Origin of the sequence: Rhizobium tropici CIAT 899, from assembly GCF_000330885.1 — a bacterium.
In the GTDB taxonomy this organism is placed as follows: Bacteria; Pseudomonadota; Alphaproteobacteria; order Rhizobiales; family Rhizobiaceae; genus Rhizobium; species Rhizobium tropici.
The window spans coordinates 2,716,454-2,732,966 of record NC_020059.1; the positions used below are offsets into that span (position 1 = coordinate 2,716,454).

A 16,513-nucleotide genomic window follows, 5' to 3' on the forward strand; every position below is an offset into this window, starting at 1 on the left:
CAGCGAAGCGCCTATTGTTTTGCGCTGTCATTCTTTTGCAGCAGATGCTACAGAAATATAATTGGTAGCATTTACTACAGAAGATATCCGATGGCAGAAACGACGCAGAACCCTCGCACTTTCGAAGACCGCGTTCTCAATGTGATCGAGACACTTGCACCCGCAGAGCAGCGCATCGCCCGCTTTTTCGTCGATCAGAAGCAGGCTGTTCTGTTGAATTCGGCCGCCCAGATCGCACAACTCGCCGGTACCAGCGACGCCACGGTCGTCCGCACGGCGCGCAACCTCGGCTTCGAAAGCCTGTCGACGCTGCGGGCCGCCCTGCTTGAGGAGCTGACCGGTACGCCATCTCCTGGAACGCGGATGCAACGCACACTGGCTGAAACCGGCAGCCAGGCCAGCGACGCGCTTCACCATGTTATCCGGATACACGAGCAGGCTTTGGAGGTTCTGCTGCGCGAGGAATTCGCCGCAAGCTTCGAACGCTGTGTCGATATTCTTGCAAAGGCAGAGCGACGTCATGTCTTCGGCATCGGCCCCTCGGGCGCCATTGCGGACTATGCCAGCCTGCAGTTCAATCGCATCGGCCTGCCGACCAGTGCGCTCTCGGCCTCCGGCATCGCGCTCGCCGATCGCCTGCTCTGGATCGGCAAGGGTGACGTGGTGCTGATGATCGCCTATGCGCCACTCTACCGCGAAGTCGATGTGCTGCTCGAGCAGGCCGGTAAACATGGCATTCCCGTCATTTTGATCAGCGACGATCTCGGCCTATCGCTTGCCGGCAAGGTGGCTGAAGTCCTACCAGTGCCGCGCGGCAATGCCGGCCACCTCGCCATGCATGCGGGCACGATGGTGCTGGTCGAATCCCTGATCGTCGCACTCGCCGCCAAGGGGAAGGACGTCGCCATCGACAGCCTTGACCGGCTCAGCCAGCTGCGCGGCGCCATCGACAAGACATGGAGCAAGCGCGGCACGAGGAAACGCAAGTGACGACGCCGAAGTGTAGCGAGCACGCAATATCGGCATTTGGCCAAGCCTCGGCTCATCCAAGACATGAAGAATAATTATCCGGAAAATACCATTCGCATTCAAAGCCCTAACCGTCATTCGGGAATCAATTCATGAACAGCCTCACGCCCATTCTCTCCACCGTGACGGCATCTTTCCTCGGCTCCTTTGTCGAAGTCGTGGAAGCCTTCACTATCGTCCTTGCCGTCGGCGTCACGCGAAGCTGGCGCCCGGCCCTCACGGGTGCCGCGCTCGCCCTTGCAGTGCTGGCCGTCCTCGTCCTCATCTTCGGACCGCTGCTGGCGCTGATCCCGATTGAGACGCTGCAATTCGTCGTCGGCGTTCTGCTGATCCTCTTCGGCATGCGCTGGCTGCGAAAAGCCATCCTCCGCTCGCTCGGCGTCATCGCCCTGCACGACGAGGAAGCGGCCTTCTCGAAGGAGACGGCCGCCCTGCAGGCGCAGTCAACCGATCGCCGGGCCGATTATCTCGCCGGCCTTGCCGCGTTCAAGGCGGTGCTGCTCGAAGGTGTCGAAGTGGTATTCATCGTGATTGCCGTCGGCGGTGCCCATGGCCTCACGCTCTATGCCGGCCTCGGCGCCCTTGCCGCCTTCGTGCTGGTCATGCTGATCGGGCTGCTGGTCCATCGCCCGCTCTCGACCGTGCCCGAAAATACCCTGAAATTCGCCGTTGGCCTCATGCTGACAAGCTTCGGCATCTTCTGGACGGGTGAAGGCATCGGCGCGCATTGGCCGGGCGAGGATCTCGCGCTGATCGCCATCTTCGCGATCGTCTCGCTTGCCTCCTACGCCATCATCCGCGCCATGCGCGGCAACCCAACAGCAAAGGCAGCCCAATGACCGTGCTTCGCATCGCCCTCTCCGAGCTCGTCGGCATGTTCATCGATGATGGCAGTCTCGCCACCCTCTGCCTCATCCTCATTCTCGTCATTGCCGGAGCGGTGGAGTTTCTCGCCTTGCCACCGCTCGCAGGTGGCCTTCTCCTGCTGATCGGCTGCCTCGCCATTCTGCTCTACAGCGTCCGCCGCGCCGTGAAACGATGAGATTCACAACTCTCTGCAAGAGCTTGGATTTGCAGAGGGTTGTCGCGACACTTACCGAACAGCCTCAACTCTCGACAGAACCCTTCGCAGATGCGAAGAATTTCACACACGAGAACGCCGTGCGTCCGTACGGACGCACAATGGACGCTCTAAATGTTTGAATCTACGCATCAGGCTTTCCGAAAAGCGGTCCCGATTTTCAGGCCGGTGCTGTAGCGAAAAGGAGAAACGGCATGAGCAGCGCCTATCCCGAAGTCTATCTGGTACGCCACGGACAGACGGAGTGGAGCCTCTCCGGCAGGCATACCGGCCGGACCGATATTCCCCTGACCGCTGCTGGCGAAGAGGCCGCCCGCAAGCTCACCGGTCGCCTGCCCGCCATCGATTTCGCCGCCGTCTGGTCGAGCCCCTCGCAGCGCGCTCAGAATACCTGCGCGCTTGCCGGCTTCGGCGACCGCCGCGTCGTCAAGGACGATTTGGCGGAGTGGGATTATGGCGCCTATGAGGGCATCACCACGAAGGCGATCCTTGCCGAACGCCCCGGCTGGCAGGTCTTTCGCGACGGCTGCCCGAACGGCGAATCTGCCGCCGATGTCGGCGCCCGTGCCGACCGGATCATCGGCGAACTTCGCGGTATCAACGGCTCCGTCCTGATCTTCTCCAGCGCCCATTTCCTGCGCGTCTTCGCCGCCCGCTGGGTCGGCCTGCCGTCGGAAGGCGGCGCGCATCTGGTTCTCGATACCACGAGCATCAGCGTGCTTGGTTATGAGCACGACCTGACCGAGCCGGTCATCCGCCGCTGGAACGAAATCTGACGGCCGCGCACTGATCCTCGCATCGGCATAACCGAATCGAGCGGCCACAAGCCGCTCGATATTTTTTGAGAGGTTAGTCGCGGCCGCTCACCAGCGCTTGAGACCCAGCAGCTTCTCACCGAGTGGCGTCAATTTGGCCGTCATGGCATTGTGCTTTTCCCATTCACGGGGATCGCCGGGAAAGGCGTCGCGCTTCGGGGAATCCAGTTCCTTCCACAGACGAATACGTTCCTCGCGCTCGGCGACATTGTCGTATTCCGCCGGGTGCATGGAGATATACTGCGCCATGCGAACGCGGTTGTCCGAATGGTTGGGACGGACGCCGTGGGCGAGCAGCGAGTTGAAGATCATCAGGTCGCCCGGCTCCATGTCGATGTTGACGACCGAGAGACCTATCATGTCGGGATGCATGGGATCGCGATCGGCCGGCTGCGTCTTTTCCCATTCCTCGAAATGCTCGAAGAGTTCCGGCACGCACTGGAATCCGCCGACATCGCCATCCTGCTTCTTCAGGCTCAAAACACCCTGGACGCCGATCGGCAGCGGACGGATCGAGGTGTCGACATCCCAATGAATGAAGCCATTTGGGTTGCCCTTCACCTTCTTCGGCGGATTGAGATTGGCGCGATCGATCGTGACCCAGAGATCCTCCCGATCCCAGATGTCGACGAAGACATCATAGATCCGCTTTTCCATCCGGTTGTCCCAGAGGTATTGGTGATTGTAGATCTCCAGCATGCCGGTATTGTTGAGTTCCTTCATCTTGTGCTCGCGCCGCTGCGGCGCATACCAGGTAGAAGGGTCGTTCGGATCCTTCTCGTCAAAACGCCACAAAAGCTCGACAAGCCGCTCGACATTGACAGCCGGCACAGCCTGCCGCACGATCACATAACCCCTGGTGATCCAATGCTGCCAATCATCCTTCGACAGCACCCTCAGCGGCAATGTCTTCTGGATATCCTTCAGTTGCGTCGTGACCGCTGATGCGGTCGGGTGCGCGTCTCGTTTCAAGGCAGGCTGCATAAGTTTCCTCCATCTTGGCTACCCCTTTTGCTTTCGGGTGACGGGAAACTTGTAGCGTCGAAGCTCGCGCTCATGTTGCCTGGCTCTGGCCAATTCTGATACTATTCTGGCTTCTACTATGATATGGACGCCCCATGAGGCCCTATCTCGAAGTTTTGCCCCGTTCGCCGGAGGCATCCTGGAGCATGCTGAACCGCCGGCTTGACGACTGCATTCCGTTCCAATGGCACCACCATCCGGAATTCGAACTGACGCTGACGCTGAATTCCATCGGCCAGCGCTTCATCGGCGATCATAGTGGCGACTATGACGACGGCGATCTCGTTCTCGTCGGCCCCAACCTGCCGCACAGCTGGGTTTCGCGCGCCAAGATCGAAGAAGAAAAGCCGCATATCGCCTTGGTTCTCTGGTTCAATCGCGATTGGCTTTTGCAGATAACAGGCGGCGCCGTCGAATTCCGATCGATCGAAGCGATGCTGCAGCGTGGAGACAACGGCCTTCGCTTTTCGCAGACGACCTCGGCCGCCGTCCGCCCCGCCTTCGAAACCATTTTCGAAAAGCCGCCCGTCGAACGCCTTCTGGCTTTGTTCGGCATTCTGGTGAGGGTCGCGGAGGATCGGCAGGCGACGCCGCTCGCAAGCGCGCCGGCGCAAGCACCCGATCTGAAGGAAAGCCGCGAGCGCATCGACCGCGTGCTGACGCATATGCATCTTCACTATGCCCGCGCGATCAGCCTCGATGAACTGGCCGATATCGCGGCACTCAGCGTCTCCGGCCTGCACCGCATGTTTCGCCGCCATACCGGCGGAACGATATCGGACTATCTCATGCGCATGCGCATCGGCGACGCCTGCGCCCGCCTCTCCTCTACCGACCAGGCGATCCACCATATCAGCGATGCCGTCGGCTATCTCTCGCTTGCCAATTTCAACAGGCAGTTCAAGGCGCTGAAAGGCATGACACCGCGCGAATATCGGACGATGTTCCTCAGGCGGTAACCCCGCAACAATGTTAAGAGCTGTGGAAATTCTGATGGTTCTGCACAAAGATGGCCATTTTAGATCATTCCACCACTCGACTTTTACGCGAAGAATTGATGTCTTTTACCTGACGGTTTTGGAGAAGATCATGAAATTCAAGGTATTACTAGTCGTAGTGTCATTGCCCGCAATTCTTATCGGTTGTGCGGGGATGGATTACGCGATGAAGAATTATTCTGGCGTTAAAGTAGAGACCTGGATTAGCCCCACCACAAAGAAGACCTTTAGGATATTCGACAAGCCTACCGAAAATCGCATGATGATAACGCTCGGCTTTGGGGACGCGTCAGCCCAAGGCATAGGCCAAGGTCTAACACTCGGAATAGCAGACACACGAACACCCGAAGGTGTCTATCAGGACGCGGCGATAGAATGGTTAGCCTTACGAGGTCGCGCCTGCACAGCAACCAGCACATTCCTCGTCGTCGAACCGCAATATGAAGTTCGGTACGCATGTACATCTACCAAGGCCACTGCTGGCATTGCTGCCGACAATGGAAAGATCAAACCCAAATCCTAATCATCGCCGTTTTTGATCGATGGTATTGCGCTGGCGAGCCTCGCCGCGGCCGCGCCCGCCGCCTCGGGTAGCATGCGCGCGATGCCGAAGAGCAGGCCCGACCGCGACGGACCGAGATACAGGGAGGACATGGCGCGCAAGGCAAAACCCTCGGCGTTGATCCTCTGCACTGCCGCCTGGTCATCGATGCCCGCATCCCGGAACCAGCTCGCCACTTGCAATCCGCCTGCCCCCTCGCCCACATCGAGCCAATCGCCGCAATGGCGCCGAAGCGCCTCGACGGTTGCTGCCATGCGCTCCGCATAAATGCCGTTCATATGTCGCAAATGCGCACGAAACCGCCCCTCACGCATGAAATCGGCCAAGGCCGCCTGCATATGAACGGGCACGACGGCGCCTCTCAGCCGCTGGGCCGCTTCGGTCGCCGCCAGAAGCCGCGAGGGAATGACGGCGTAAGCGACGCGTAGACCGGGCGCGAGAGTCTTCGAAAAGGTGCCGATATAGGCGACCACTTCGCCGTGATCGATGCCCTGCAGGGCGGCGATCGGGCGCGACGCATATTGGAACTCGCTGTCATAGTCGTCTTCCAGCACGATCGCGCCATTGGCGCGAGCGAATTCGAGCAACGCAAGACGACGCTGTAGGCTCATGGTCACGCCGGTCGGATATTGATGCGAGGGCGTGACATAGATCAGACGCGGCGATGGCCCGGTCCCTTGCGCGATATCGATGCCCTCGGCATTGCAAGGCACCGGCACGAGGCTGGCCCCGGCCATCCGAAGGATCGCCTGCGCGCTGGCATAGCCCGGGTCCTCCATCCAAACGATGTCGCCTGGATGATCGGGCTGAAGCAACACGCTCGCTAGCAGCCCGATTGCAGCACCCGTCGACGGCACGATCACGATCTGCTCGGGCCGGGCGACCACGCCACGCGTCGCCGAGACGTGTTCGAGTATCGCCTCGCGCAACTCGCGAATGCCGCCATGATCGCTGTAGCCGAGATCATGCACCCGCAGCGATCGGCCGCGAGCACCGAGACAGCGCGCCCAGGCGGCATGGGGGAAGGTCGAGACATCGGGCAACCCCGGCTCGAACAATCCTCCCCTTTTGAATTCCGTGACGCGCGGCAGATTTGGCGGCGGTGGTGCAGCCTGCCCCGATAATGGCGTCGTCGGGAATGCCGCGACGCGTGTCGCCGCGCCAGATGTCGAGTGAAGATAGCCTTCCGCCTTGAGCCGATCATAGGCGTTGACCACGGTCGAGCGCGCAACGCCGAACGAGACGGCCATTACCCGCGTCGACGGCACGCGCTGCCCTGCCGGCATCTGTCCGCGCAGGATACGATCGCGCATCAGGCGGTAGACTTGCCCCTCCAGATCGCCCGAAGACCGGTCCAGTGCCGGCCACTGCGCCACCGATGTCATGAAACCTCAACTGGTCTGCTAAAAATCAAAAAACTGGCTGTTTATAGCCTACCTCTTTGCTGGCAGAGATCAACGCCCGATCTGTGAGGAAGACATGGCCGATCACTATCCGCCTGATACCGGCACCTACCCGACCACCGAGCGCACCCGCGTGCGGCGCAGCCCGAAGCGCGGCAGCCACGCCCATGCCGATGTGCACGCCATTCTGGATGTCTCCTCGCTCTGTCACGTCGGCTATGTCATCGACGGTGCGCCCTATGTGACGCCGACCCTGCACTGGCGCGAAGGCGATTACGTCTATTGGCACGGCTCGTCCGCCAGCCGCTTCCTGCGCGCTGCCGAAGACATGCAGGTGTGTCTGACCTGCAGCATCATCGACGGCTATGTGCTTGCCCGCTCGGCCTTCAACCATTCCGTCAACTATCGCTCGGCCATGGTTTTCGGCACGGCCCATCTCGTCGACGATATCGAGGAAAAAAACGATGCACTGCGCCGCCTGATCGAAGACCTGTTTCCCGGCCGCTGGGATAGCCTCAGATCGATGACCAAGCAGGAGGTCAAGGCGACTTCGGTCATGCGGATGAAAATCGAAGAGGCCTCTGCCAAGATCCGCAATGGGCCGCCGGGCGATGTGGACGAGGCGGATCATCCCGTCTGGGCTGGCGTCCTGCCCATCGAAAGCCGCCTGGTATCACCACAGCCCGCCCCTGGCCTGCCCGACGGAATGGAACTGCCACAATCCCTAGCAGACCTGATACAATCCGGCCGGCTTCGCTGAACTACATTTGATGACCAAAGGACTTTGATATGGATCTGACGAATTGGAAGGGCGTCGCCCGCCCCGAGCGCATCACCCTTGAAGGTCGCTACACCCGGATTGAGCCGCTTGACGCGGCCCGTCATGGCGACGATCTCCTTGCCTCGGCCCGCGCACCCGGCGCGGAAGATCGCTTTCGCTATCTTTTCGAGGATGCGCCGGCCGATCGCGCCGCCTTTTCGCCCTGGCTCGAGAAAGCCGCATCCAGCGCCGATCCGCTCTTCTTCGCGACGATCGACAAGCGGACCGGACGCGCCGAGGGCCGGCAGGCATTGATGCGCATCGACAACGCGCATGGCGTCATCGAGATCGGCAGCATCCTGTGGGGACCTGCAATCGCCCGCAGCCGCGTGACGACCGAAACGCTCTATCTGTTTGCATCCTACGTCTTCGACACGCTCGGCTATCGCCGCTTCGAATGGAAGTGCAACAGCCTCAATGAACCTTCGAAGCGGGCAGCCGAACGCTTCGGCTTCGTTTACGAAGGCATTTTCCGACAGCACATGGTCGCCAAGGGCCAGAACCGCGACACCGCCTGGTTCGCCATGATCGATGCCGACTGGCCCCGCCTTAAGGCCGGCTACGAGCGCTGGCTGAGCCCGGAGAATTTCGACGAGGCTGGCCAGCAGAAGACGAAATTGACATTCGGCTAGGCACAGTCCTCTAGCTCCGGCCTAAAGCAGCTTTCGGAAGTAGACCACGCGCCTGGTTTCGACGAAACCGAGCGCGGCATGAAAGGCATGGCTCGCAAGATTGTCGATCAGTGCATCCGAGGCAAACTCAGTGCAGCCAGCCTCCAGCCCCCATGCGGCGACAGCCTCGCAAAGCGCCCGCGCCGATCTTCGGGGCGCACATAGATGCCCTCTAGGAACAGGACCGGCGAAGTCTCGCAGCCATTGACGTAATCGTGCCGCAATGTCGCTTCGGCAAAACCGACGACATGACCGGCAGAATCGATCGCGACAAACGCAGAAGCATTTTCATCAACGCGAAATTGCGCCAGTTCTGCCCGATGATGTTCGAGCGAACTATGGGGCCAAAGCTCGAAGCGCAACCGCGCCCATGCCTCCAGATGTTCGTCTGCCGCCTGCTCTATGCGCATGTCTCGATCTCCTATCCAACTGCCTGTTGCCGGCCAATGGAAAAATTTCGCTTTCGACTCCACAATCATCGCGCTACATATCGCGCATATTCACGCGCTATTTCGCCGATCAGAATCTGAGGACGATGGAATGATATTTCAAAGCAGTTCGCGTCTTTACGCTGCTGTTTCCTCCCTGTTGTGGCCAGCCATCCTATGCGCTGGACTAACGGGAGCCTATTTCGCCTTCCGGTCGGATATGCATCTTCTCTGGTTCAATGTCGTCTATCTTTCGACGGTAGCCATCATCGCCCTCTTCGAGCGGCTGATGCCTTACGAGAAGACTTGGCAGAAGCGCGATGGCGAGACCTTCAACGATATCGCCCACACGCTGCTGACCAAGGGTGGTGTGCAGATCGCCGCCGCGATCGGCACCTCCTTTCCGATGGCGGTTGCGACCGTCGCGCAGCCCGCGCTCAGCTACCATTCTCACTTCTGGCCGGATCAATGGCCTATGGCGTTCCAGGTGGTGCTCGGCCTCGTTATCGCCGAGTTCGGCCTCTATATGGCGCATCGCCTGGCGCATGAGCATCTGTCGCTCTGGCGCTTCCATGCCCTTCACCACAGCGTCGGGCGCCTTTGGGTCATCAACACCGGCCGTTTCCACTTCATCGATACGCTCTTCAAGATCGCGCTCGGCCAGATCCCGCTTTATTTGCTCGGTGCGCCGTTGCCGGTCTTCCTCTGGATCGGCGCGGTCACGGCCTTCATTGGCCTCTTGACGCATTGCAATGTCGACATGCGCACCGGCCCGCTCGATCTCATATTCTCGACTCCCCGCCTGCATCGCTGGCATCATTCCAAGGTGCTTGCCGAAGGCAATACGAATTATGGGGAAAACCTCGTGATCTGGGATCAGCTTCTCGGCACCTTCCATAACCCGCCGCGCCCCTCCTCCACGGATATCGGCATCACCGGCAAGGTCGCCAAGGGCTTCCTCGCCCAGCTTGCGCAGCCCTTCTCCAGGAAAGGCCGCAAGGAGATCATCGGCAAGAAGCCGAAGGAATTGATCCTTCAGGAAGAACAGGCCGCAAAGGCCGCTGCGGCAAGGCGGAACGCCAACGCTAAAATCCGCAAATCAGGCTAGGATCGCTTTCGATAAACGTGCCAATCGCGCGGCGCGCCGACGGGTGCGTTTACGGGCGCGTGGCCATGGATAGAAACATCGCGAAAATTTGCAGCCTGACAATTCACCTATTTCCGTTTCAAACCGAGAAAATATTGTCATTTAACGTGTATTGAAAAAGGCAGCCTAGGGGTCTACCTAGGTCCCTTCAGCGGTTTTAGACGAAAGATTAGGAAAATCATTGAGATGGAAGGGAGGTTTACAACAGAATACCTCAAGCAACTTCACAGAATATTTTTCGTTTCCAGAGAAATAGACCGTCTTGAGCGAGAATTCATCAAGCAGGGCATAGCACATTTCCATGTTTCCGGCGCCGGACACGAGTCCACGGCGCTTCTCAACGAATTCCTTCAGGACGACGACTGGCTGCATCTGCATTATCGCGACAAAGCCCTGATGCTGGCGCGCGGCATGCCCATTCGTGAGTTCTTCTCCAGCCTGCTTGCGACAGCCAATTCCCATTCCGCCGGCCGGCAGATGAGCGCGCATCTTTCCTCCCGCGCCCTCAATATCACATCGATCGTCGGACCAGTCGGCAACAATGCTCTGCATGCCGTCGGCGTCGCAGCATCCCTGAAGCACAAGCCGGGAATGCCGATCGCCATCTGTTGCGCCGGCGACGGCACCACGCAGCAGGGCGAATTCCTCGAAGCCGTCGCCGAAGCCGTGCGCAGCCAATATCCTGTCGTCTTCGTCATCGAGGACAACAGCTTCTCCATCTCGACACGCACCGGCAAGCAGACCTTCTTCGACCTGCCTACCGGCCCCGCCTCCTCTTTCTACGGCATAGATATCATCCGCACGGATGGCGACGATCTCGCCGCATCGCGCGACGCCTTCCACAAGGCCGTGCGCCATAGCCGCAACAACCGCACGCCCAGCATCGTGCTTTTGAACGTCGAGCGCCTTTCCGATCATACCAACGCCGACGATCAGAAGACCTACCGCACCCTGCTCGAAATCGAGGCAGGCTCTTCGCGCGATCCGCTGCCGAACCTGCGGGCAATGCTGCACAAAGCCGGTGTCGACGCCGATGCGCTGCAGAAGATCGAACAGGAACTGATTGCGGAAGTGCAAGCGGAAGCCGCCCTTGCCCGCAAGGAAGACGCTCCGAAGGTGGAGCCGGAAGCCAAGACTCCCTACCCCGCATCGTTCAATGGCAAGGCGGAATATCGCGGCAACGAGAACGCATCGACACTGACGATGCGCGAGGCGCTGAATGTCGTTCTCGACAAGCAGCTGGCCGCAAATCCCGAGGTCGTCCTGTTCGGCCAGGATATCGAGGATCCGAAGGGCGACGTTTTCGGCGTCACTCGCGGCCTCAGCACGAAATATCCCGACCGCGTGCGCAACGCCGCCCTCACCGAATCGACAATCGTCGGCACCGCCGTCGGCCGCGCATTGGCCGGCCAGCGCCCTGTCGCCTTCCTGCAGTTCGCAGATTTCCTGCCGCTTGCCTATAACCAGATCGTCTCGGAAATGGGCAGCATGTTCTGGCGCAGCAATGGCGCCTGGGAAGCACCCGTCATCCTGATGGTGAGCTGCGGCGGCTACAAGCCCGGTCTCGGCCCCTTCCACGCCCAGAGCTTCGAGGGAATGCTGGCGCATACGCCCGGTATCGATGTCGTCATGCCCTCCAGCGCCGGGGATGCCGCCGGTCTGCTGAATGCCGCCTTCGAGTCGCGACGTCCGACGGTCTTCCTCTATCCGAAGGCCGTGCTCAACAATTCCGACGGCCGTACCTCCGAGGATCTGCACAAGCATTTCGTCCATCCCGGCCTGTCGCGCCATGTTACCCGCGGTCGCGACATTACCCTCGTCAGCTACGGCAACACCGTTTCGCTCTGCGCCAATGCCGCCAGCGCTTTCGAGGCTCAGGGCTTCTCCGTCGAGGTGATCGATCTGCGCTCGATCTCGCCCTGGGACGAGAAGGAAGTGCTGGCGAGCGCGCGGCGCACCCGCCGCCTGATCGTCGTGCATGAAGACAATCGTACCGTCGGCATGGGCGCGGAAATCATCGCGACCGTCACCGAAAAGACCGATGTCCCGGTCGTCGTGCGCAGGCTCGCCCGCTCGGACGCTCACATTCCCTTCAATTTCCGCAATCAGCTCGAGACCCTGCCGTCTTATCGCAAGCTGGTGGACCTGATGGCAGAGGTTCTCGAATGCGAGGTAACCTGGCACGAAGAGGATGACAGCGGCCCGACGGCAGCGATCAAGGCGATCGGCTCCGGCCCCGCCGACGAGAACGTCCTCGTGACCGATATGCTCGTGAAGCCCGGCGACAAGATCGAAGTCGGCCAGCTGGTGGCCGTCGTCGAGGCGACGAAAGCCTCGGTCGAGATCTGCGCCAATATCGGCGGCGTCGTGCAGGAAGTCTTCGCCAAGGTCGGCGACCAGATCGCGACCGACAGTCCGCTGCTGACCGTCGACGCCAATCGCGATCTGAGCGAGCAGAACTTCGCGCTCGCCTCTGAAATCCAAAACAAATTCGTGCTGCGGCGCTTGAAGTCGCATGTCATCCCGGCGCTGCGCCGCCATACCGGCAGCTTCTCGGAAGTCGTCATCAATGGCATTGGCATCGCGACCGGCGCCCGCCGCGTCACCAACGAAGAAATCATCCACAATTGGCCGAACCGCCGGGCCGACGAAATCCTCGCGCTGACGGGCATCAAGAGCCGCTTCTGGATCGGACCGGACGAAGGCACGTTGAGCCTTGCCACGAAGGCCGCGCGCGATCTCCTCAAGCAGAACAAGATGTCGATCCACGATGTCGATCTGGTGATCGCCGCCACCGGCACGCCCGACATCGCCACGCCGTCGCTCGCAAGCCGCGTGGCGGTTGCCGTCGCCGAAGACGGCGTGCGGCCTTCGCTGGCGGCCTATGACATGGGTGCGGCCTGCTCCGGCTATCTCTACGCGCTGCAGCAAGCCTATGATTTCATTGCCCAGCAGAACGACGCCAAGGTGCTCATTATCACCTCGGAAGTCTTGTCGCCGCTGCTCGACATGAATGATTTCTCCACCGCGATCCTCTTCGGCGACGCCGCGACCGCCAGCCTCGTGACCAGCCGCGATATGGCGCGCAATCCGCTCTTCACCGCAAGCCGTCCGATCGTCAGCGGCCGTCCGGAGCCGGGCGACCTGCTCTATGTTCCGCTGCCGGACGATGGCGTCATTGCCATGAACGGCCGCTCGGTCTTCACCGAAGCCGTACATTCGATGACCCGCTCGATTGAAAACGCCTGTGTCGATGCCGGCATCGAGCTTGCCAACCTCGATCTTCTGGTGCCGCACCAGGCCAACCAGCGCATCATCGATACGATCGCCAAGCGCAGCGGCCGCCCGGCCCTCAGCGTCATTGAAACCTATGGCAACACCAGCTCGTCAAGCATTCCGCTCGCCATGCTGCATGTCGCCAATGAGCGCTCCGAGCCACTCAACCTCGGTCTCGTGGCCTTCGGTGGCGGCATGACGGCAGGCGCTGCAATCGTACGAACGGTGAAGTAGGCAGGGTTCACTCTCTGGACCCCTCCCTGCGGCTGCGCGTGACTGAATAAAACAAAACCCCGGCCTCCCTCAGAGAGACCGGGGTTTATGAAGCTAACCAGTCGATGCGATCAGGGCTTCGGGCGGTTTCTGAACGCCTCGGCTTCGGCGTAGAACTTCTTTTCCCATTCCTTGTGATTATCGAGACCTTCCTTGATGAAGGGCGTGAAGATCGCCAGGTTCATCAAGGCCCAGTTGACGAAACGGGCCGGGGATTTCAGCGGTTTGACGAAATCGACGAAAAGCACCACGCGGGTCTTGTCGGTGTGGTTCCAGGCTTCGTGCTCATAGGCGTCGTCGAAAATCAGCGCCTTGCCTTCCTGCCAGTGGCAAACCTGATTGTCGACGCGGATGGCAAGCTTGTCATTCGGCTCCGGCACGATGAGGCCGAGATGCAGGCGCAGCACGCCATTATAGGGGCCGCGATGCGCGGGAAGATGCTTGCCCGGCTCGAAGATCGAGAACATCGCCGTCGTCAGCCCCGGAATCTTCTGCACGGCCGCCCAGGTATTCGGGCACGCCTTGATGTTCTGCTCGGATTTCACGCCGAAACCGAGGAGGAAGAAGGTCTTCCAGCGGGTGTCGGTGGAAATGGTCTTCACGTCGGTGGAGATGTCCTGGAAAGTCGGCAGCTCGCTCTGGCGCAGCAGAACCTTTTCGAGCTCGGCGCGGATGGCCGGATAATCTTTCTCGATCTCGGCCGCCCAGGGGAAAGTCGCGGTGTCATAGACCGGCGGATTGCCGAGCTTGGCATATTTCAGATTGAGGCTTTCGGCCCAGGCAACGATGCTCATGAAGAAGCGCGTCATGGCGCTCGGGCGATCCATCGGCGCGATACCGGCCGTGCCGAAGGTCTGTTCCGGAGCAGGAGATTGGTTGGAAGTGGGAGCAGGTGCGCTCAAGGGACTCTCCGTCATGTCTGTCTTTTGGGGCGGTGCGGTCCGGGAGGAAGTTGCCCGGGGAATCCGCATGCGAATCCCGGAGCGAGAACAGGCTTGTCATTGGGAATGCTTTGCCGGTGCTTATCCTGATCGACGCCCGACTCCTTGTGTTATGCGGTGATCTTAATAGGCGATTATATGAGTTGATTAGTCGAATTTCGCAAGAGAGTCCGTTCGCAACGAGCGGTGGTTTGCCGTGGAATAAATCTCCGCGATTCTCGAGAGGGATTCACCTCAGAATCGGCAAAAATGCGGCGAAATCTGCCGATCTCCAATCACTATGCCGTTTGAGCCTGAATTATTAGCCGGACAATTGCAAGTCCTGCCATCGGAGCGTCGATCGACAGGAAAACGGACAGGCCGAACTAGGCGGTGGCTGGCATCCATTGGCCGCGCTCCCAGAGGGAGAACGACAACCGCCAGCCGTCCTTGCATCAAACCTCTTCGGCCTTATTGGCATTTCCCCGCCGCTTCTTCACACGGTGTTCGCGAATATGGCGAATCGGCGTGTCGGCTGGGATATTATCGGAAGCACTTTTGGCGATGCCGAGCCGCTGGGACAGATAGATGCTGGTATGGCCGCTGCAGATATAGGCAAGGAAGCACGCGACAGCGAGGTAGACCGTGTGCGTCGCGCCGAAGAGCTCGATGCCCATGATCATGCAGGCAAGCGGCGTATTGGTCGCGCCAGCAAAAACGGCGACAAAGCCCAACGCGGCAAAAAGATCGGCCGGCGCTCCGAAAATGGCGGCAAGCGCATTGCCGAGCGCGGCACCGATGAAGAACAAGGGCGTCACCTCGCCGCCCTTGAAGCCGGCGCTCAGCGTTACAATGGTGAAGACCGCCTTCCAGAGCCAACTCCAGTAATCGACACGGGCGGGATCGAAGAAGCCGAGGATCGTCGCATCGTCTGGGTTGGGCGACCAGACGCCAAGCCCGAGATATTGCCGGGTGCCGAGCAGGTAAACGAGACCGATCAGGACCGCGCTGGCGATGACCGGCCGCAACGGCGCGTAGGCGCAGAACCGTTTGAACGCCGCCGACGCAGCATGCGAGAGCTCGCTGAAGCAACGTGCGGCCAAGCCGAAGATGACGCCGGCAAGTCCGACCTTGGCGAGCAGCAGCGCATCGAGATGGAAGGTGCTGGCCGGAATGCCGGTGAGATAGCCGATGTGGTAATGAATATGCTCGATGCCCCAGGCATGGCAGGTCCAGTCGGCCGCGATTGCCGCAGCGAGGCTCGGGATCAGCGCCTCATATTGCATGCGCCCGATCGTCAGCACTTCGAGAGCAAAGACGGCGCCAGCGATCGGTGTGCCGAAGACCGCACCGAAGCCGGCGGCAATGCCTGCCATGAGGAGAATGCGGATCTCGCCATGGCCGAGCCGGGAAACTCTCGCAAAGGCGCTGGCAACGCTGCCGCCAAGCTGCACCGCCGTCCCTTCGCGTCCCGCCGAGCCACCGACCAGATGCGTCAGAACCGTCGATACCAGGATGAAGGGCGCCATGCGCAGCGGCACGCCGCCACCGGGTTCATGGATCTGGTCGACGATCAGATTGTTGCCGCCCTCCGAACCCCGACCGAAGTGCTGGTAGACCAGCACCATCAGGAAACCGGCAACGGGCATAAGAAAGATCAGCCAGGGATGATCGAAGCGCGCGGCTGTCGCCTTGTCCAGGCTCCAGAGGAATAGCGCGCAGAGCGAGCCGACGACCACAGCCATCGGCACCACGAGAACGATCCATTTGAACAGGCTGCGGAATTGCTGAAAACGATGATGAAAATAGGCGGATACGGACATCAGTTTGCCCCTCCCGCGAAGCCAGCATACGGTCTTCCCGAGACAGTGAATAAGAAACAGTGGGATAACGGTAAGATAACAGGCATGACTCTACTCCTTCGCCTTTCAGGCGTATTGAGTAGGAGTCATCAGCTTCTCTGGAAAAATCAGAGCAGCGGTTCGGCCACCATAGCCCGGCAGAAATCCATTACCGTTGTATTTTCCATACAGAAACAGGCCCGCGGCTGTCAACGGGCAGCAGCCG

At 60.2% G+C, this 16,513-nt stretch carries 14 protein-coding genes, 1 pseudogene and 1 riboswitch; of the genes and pseudogenes, 10 read left to right on the plus strand and 5 right to left on the minus strand.

Going from position 1 to position 16,513, the window contains the following annotated elements:
- Nucleotides 1-90 precede the first annotated feature (90 nt).
- The 4 genes from RTCIAT899_RS13380 (at nucleotide 91) to RTCIAT899_RS13395 (ending at nucleotide 2,886) form a co-directional block, all read left to right on the plus strand.
- Nucleotides 91-990, plus strand: a complete 900-nt coding sequence (locus tag RTCIAT899_RS13380; protein ID WP_015340775.1) for a MurR/RpiR family transcriptional regulator — start codon at nucleotides 91-93, stop codon at nucleotides 988-990.
- Nucleotides 991-1,121: 131 nt separating this feature from the next.
- Entirely contained in the window at nucleotides 1,122-1,868 is a 747-nt protein-coding gene (locus RTCIAT899_RS13385) for a COG4280 domain-containing protein (protein ID WP_015340776.1), read from the plus strand.
- Nucleotides 1,865-2,071, plus strand: coding sequence for a hypothetical protein (locus RTCIAT899_RS13390; RefSeq protein ID WP_015340777.1), 207 nt, complete (start codon nucleotides 1,865-1,867; stop codon nucleotides 2,069-2,071). The genes RTCIAT899_RS13385 and RTCIAT899_RS13390 overlap by 4 nt, the downstream gene beginning before the upstream one ends.
- 233 nt (nucleotides 2,072-2,304) lie before the next feature.
- Complete coding sequence (locus RTCIAT899_RS13395; RefSeq protein WP_015340778.1) at nucleotides 2,305-2,886, plus strand: histidine phosphatase family protein; 582 nt, start codon at nucleotides 2,305-2,307, stop codon at nucleotides 2,884-2,886.
- 87 nt (nucleotides 2,887-2,973) lie between these two features.
- On the opposite strand, the gene RTCIAT899_RS13400 is transcribed toward RTCIAT899_RS13395, so the two are convergent.
- On the minus strand, nucleotides 2,974-3,909 hold the full coding sequence (locus RTCIAT899_RS13400; RefSeq protein WP_015340779.1) for a phytanoyl-CoA dioxygenase family protein: 936 nt from the start codon (nucleotides 3,907-3,909) through the stop codon (nucleotides 2,974-2,976).
- Between the two features lie 134 nt (nucleotides 3,910-4,043).
- Here RTCIAT899_RS13400 and RTCIAT899_RS13405 point away from each other — a divergent pair, with 134 nt between their 5' ends.
- Nucleotides 4,044-4,907: a helix-turn-helix domain-containing protein gene (locus tag RTCIAT899_RS13405; protein ID WP_015340780.1), complete on the plus strand. Its 864-nt coding sequence runs from the start codon at nucleotides 4,044-4,046 to the stop codon at nucleotides 4,905-4,907.
- 130 nt (nucleotides 4,908-5,037) lie between these two features.
- Entirely contained in the window at nucleotides 5,038-5,469 is a 432-nt protein-coding gene (locus RTCIAT899_RS13410; protein ID WP_135488251.1) for a hypothetical protein, read from the plus strand.
- On the opposite strand, the gene pdxR is transcribed toward RTCIAT899_RS13410, so the two are convergent.
- Nucleotides 5,466-6,893 (minus strand): MocR-like pyridoxine biosynthesis transcription factor PdxR, encoded by a 1,428-nt coding sequence (gene pdxR / locus RTCIAT899_RS13415; protein ID WP_015340781.1) that lies wholly within the window; start codon nucleotides 6,891-6,893, stop codon nucleotides 5,466-5,468. The two genes, RTCIAT899_RS13410 and pdxR, sit on opposite strands and share 4 nt — an antisense overlap.
- Before the next feature lie 94 nt (nucleotides 6,894-6,987).
- On the opposite strand from pdxR, the gene RTCIAT899_RS13420 reads away from it, so the two are divergent.
- Both RTCIAT899_RS13420 and RTCIAT899_RS13425 read left to right on the plus strand, forming a co-directional pair.
- Nucleotides 6,988-7,671, plus strand: coding sequence for a pyridoxamine 5'-phosphate oxidase family protein (locus RTCIAT899_RS13420; protein ID WP_015340782.1), 684 nt, complete (start codon nucleotides 6,988-6,990; stop codon nucleotides 7,669-7,671).
- Nucleotides 7,672-7,700: 29 nt separating this feature from the next.
- Nucleotides 7,701-8,363: a GNAT family N-acetyltransferase gene (locus RTCIAT899_RS13425; protein WP_015340783.1), complete on the plus strand. Its 663-nt coding sequence runs from the start codon at nucleotides 7,701-7,703 to the stop codon at nucleotides 8,361-8,363.
- Nucleotides 8,364-8,384: 21 nt separating this feature from the next.
- Here RTCIAT899_RS13425 and aac(6') read toward each other — a convergent pair.
- A pseudogene (gene aac(6') / locus RTCIAT899_RS13430) lies at nucleotides 8,385-8,812 on the minus strand (aminoglycoside 6'-N-acetyltransferase).
- A gap of 130 nt (nucleotides 8,813-8,942) precedes the next feature.
- Here aac(6') and olsE point away from each other — a divergent pair.
- Both olsE and RTCIAT899_RS13440 read left to right on the plus strand, forming a co-directional pair.
- The gene (gene olsE, locus RTCIAT899_RS13435) at nucleotides 8,943-9,938 is read left to right on the plus strand and encodes an ornithine lipid hydroxylase OlsE (RefSeq protein WP_015340785.1); all 996 of its coding nucleotides are present in this window, start codon (nucleotides 8,943-8,945) and stop codon (nucleotides 9,936-9,938) included.
- Between the two features lie 225 nt (nucleotides 9,939-10,163).
- A complete protein-coding gene (locus tag RTCIAT899_RS13440) occupies nucleotides 10,164-13,487 on the plus strand; it encodes a thiamine pyrophosphate-dependent enzyme (protein WP_015340786.1) in 3,324 nt (1,107 codons plus the stop codon).
- Between the two features lie 110 nt (nucleotides 13,488-13,597).
- Here the strand turns inward: RTCIAT899_RS13440 and olsC are convergent, their stop codons facing one another.
- Nucleotides 13,598-14,443 (minus strand): ornithine lipid ester-linked acyl 2-hydroxylase OlsC, encoded by an 846-nt coding sequence (gene olsC, locus RTCIAT899_RS13445; protein ID WP_015340787.1) that lies wholly within the window; start codon nucleotides 14,441-14,443, stop codon nucleotides 13,598-13,600.
- A 458-nt stretch (nucleotides 14,444-14,901) separates the two neighbouring features.
- Nucleotides 14,902-16,269 carry a voltage-gated chloride channel family protein gene (locus RTCIAT899_RS13450; RefSeq protein ID WP_015340788.1) on the minus strand — a complete coding sequence of 456 codons (1,368 nt, stop codon included), beginning with the start codon at nucleotides 16,267-16,269 and terminating at the stop codon, nucleotides 14,902-14,904.
- A 112-nt stretch (nucleotides 16,270-16,381) separates the two neighbouring features.
- Nucleotides 16,382-16,470, minus strand: a riboswitch (Fluoride riboswitch).
- Between the last annotated feature and the right edge of the window lie 43 nt (nucleotides 16,471-16,513).

What these genes read in the sequence shown, in the direction of transcription:
- RTCIAT899_RS13450 (WP_015340788.1), bottom strand. Translation starts at nt 16,269, where the DNA reads ATGTCCGTATCCGCCTATTTTCATCATCGTTTTCAGCAATTCCGCAGC.
- olsE (WP_015340785.1), top strand. Translation starts at nt 8,943, where the DNA reads ATGATATTTCAAAGCAGTTCGCGTCTTTACGCTGCTGTTTCCTCCCTG.
- olsC (WP_015340787.1), bottom strand. Translation starts at nt 14,443, where the DNA reads ATGACGGAGAGTCCCTTGAGCGCACCTGCTCCCACTTCCAACCAATCT.
- RTCIAT899_RS13410 (WP_135488251.1), top strand. Translation starts at nt 5,038, where the DNA reads ATGAAATTCAAGGTATTACTAGTCGTAGTGTCATTGCCCGCAATTCTT.
- RTCIAT899_RS13395 (WP_015340778.1), top strand. Translation starts at nt 2,305, where the DNA reads ATGAGCAGCGCCTATCCCGAAGTCTATCTGGTACGCCACGGACAGACG.
- RTCIAT899_RS13390 (WP_015340777.1), top strand. Translation starts at nt 1,865, where the DNA reads ATGACCGTGCTTCGCATCGCCCTCTCCGAGCTCGTCGGCATGTTCATC.
- RTCIAT899_RS13425 (WP_015340783.1), top strand. Translation starts at nt 7,701, where the DNA reads ATGGATCTGACGAATTGGAAGGGCGTCGCCCGCCCCGAGCGCATCACC.
- RTCIAT899_RS13420 (WP_015340782.1), top strand. Translation starts at nt 6,988, where the DNA reads ATGGCCGATCACTATCCGCCTGATACCGGCACCTACCCGACCACCGAG.
- RTCIAT899_RS13405 (WP_015340780.1), top strand. Translation starts at nt 4,044, where the DNA reads ATGAGGCCCTATCTCGAAGTTTTGCCCCGTTCGCCGGAGGCATCCTGG.
- RTCIAT899_RS13380 (WP_015340775.1), top strand. Translation starts at nt 91, where the DNA reads ATGGCAGAAACGACGCAGAACCCTCGCACTTTCGAAGACCGCGTTCTC.
- RTCIAT899_RS13385 (WP_015340776.1), top strand. Translation starts at nt 1,122, where the DNA reads ATGAACAGCCTCACGCCCATTCTCTCCACCGTGACGGCATCTTTCCTC.
- pdxR (WP_015340781.1), bottom strand. Translation starts at nt 6,893, where the DNA reads ATGACATCGGTGGCGCAGTGGCCGGCACTGGACCGGTCTTCGGGCGAT.
- RTCIAT899_RS13440 (WP_015340786.1), top strand. Translation starts at nt 10,164, where the DNA reads ATGGAAGGGAGGTTTACAACAGAATACCTCAAGCAACTTCACAGAATA.
- RTCIAT899_RS13400 (WP_015340779.1), bottom strand. Translation starts at nt 3,909, where the DNA reads ATGCAGCCTGCCTTGAAACGAGACGCGCACCCGACCGCATCAGCGGTC.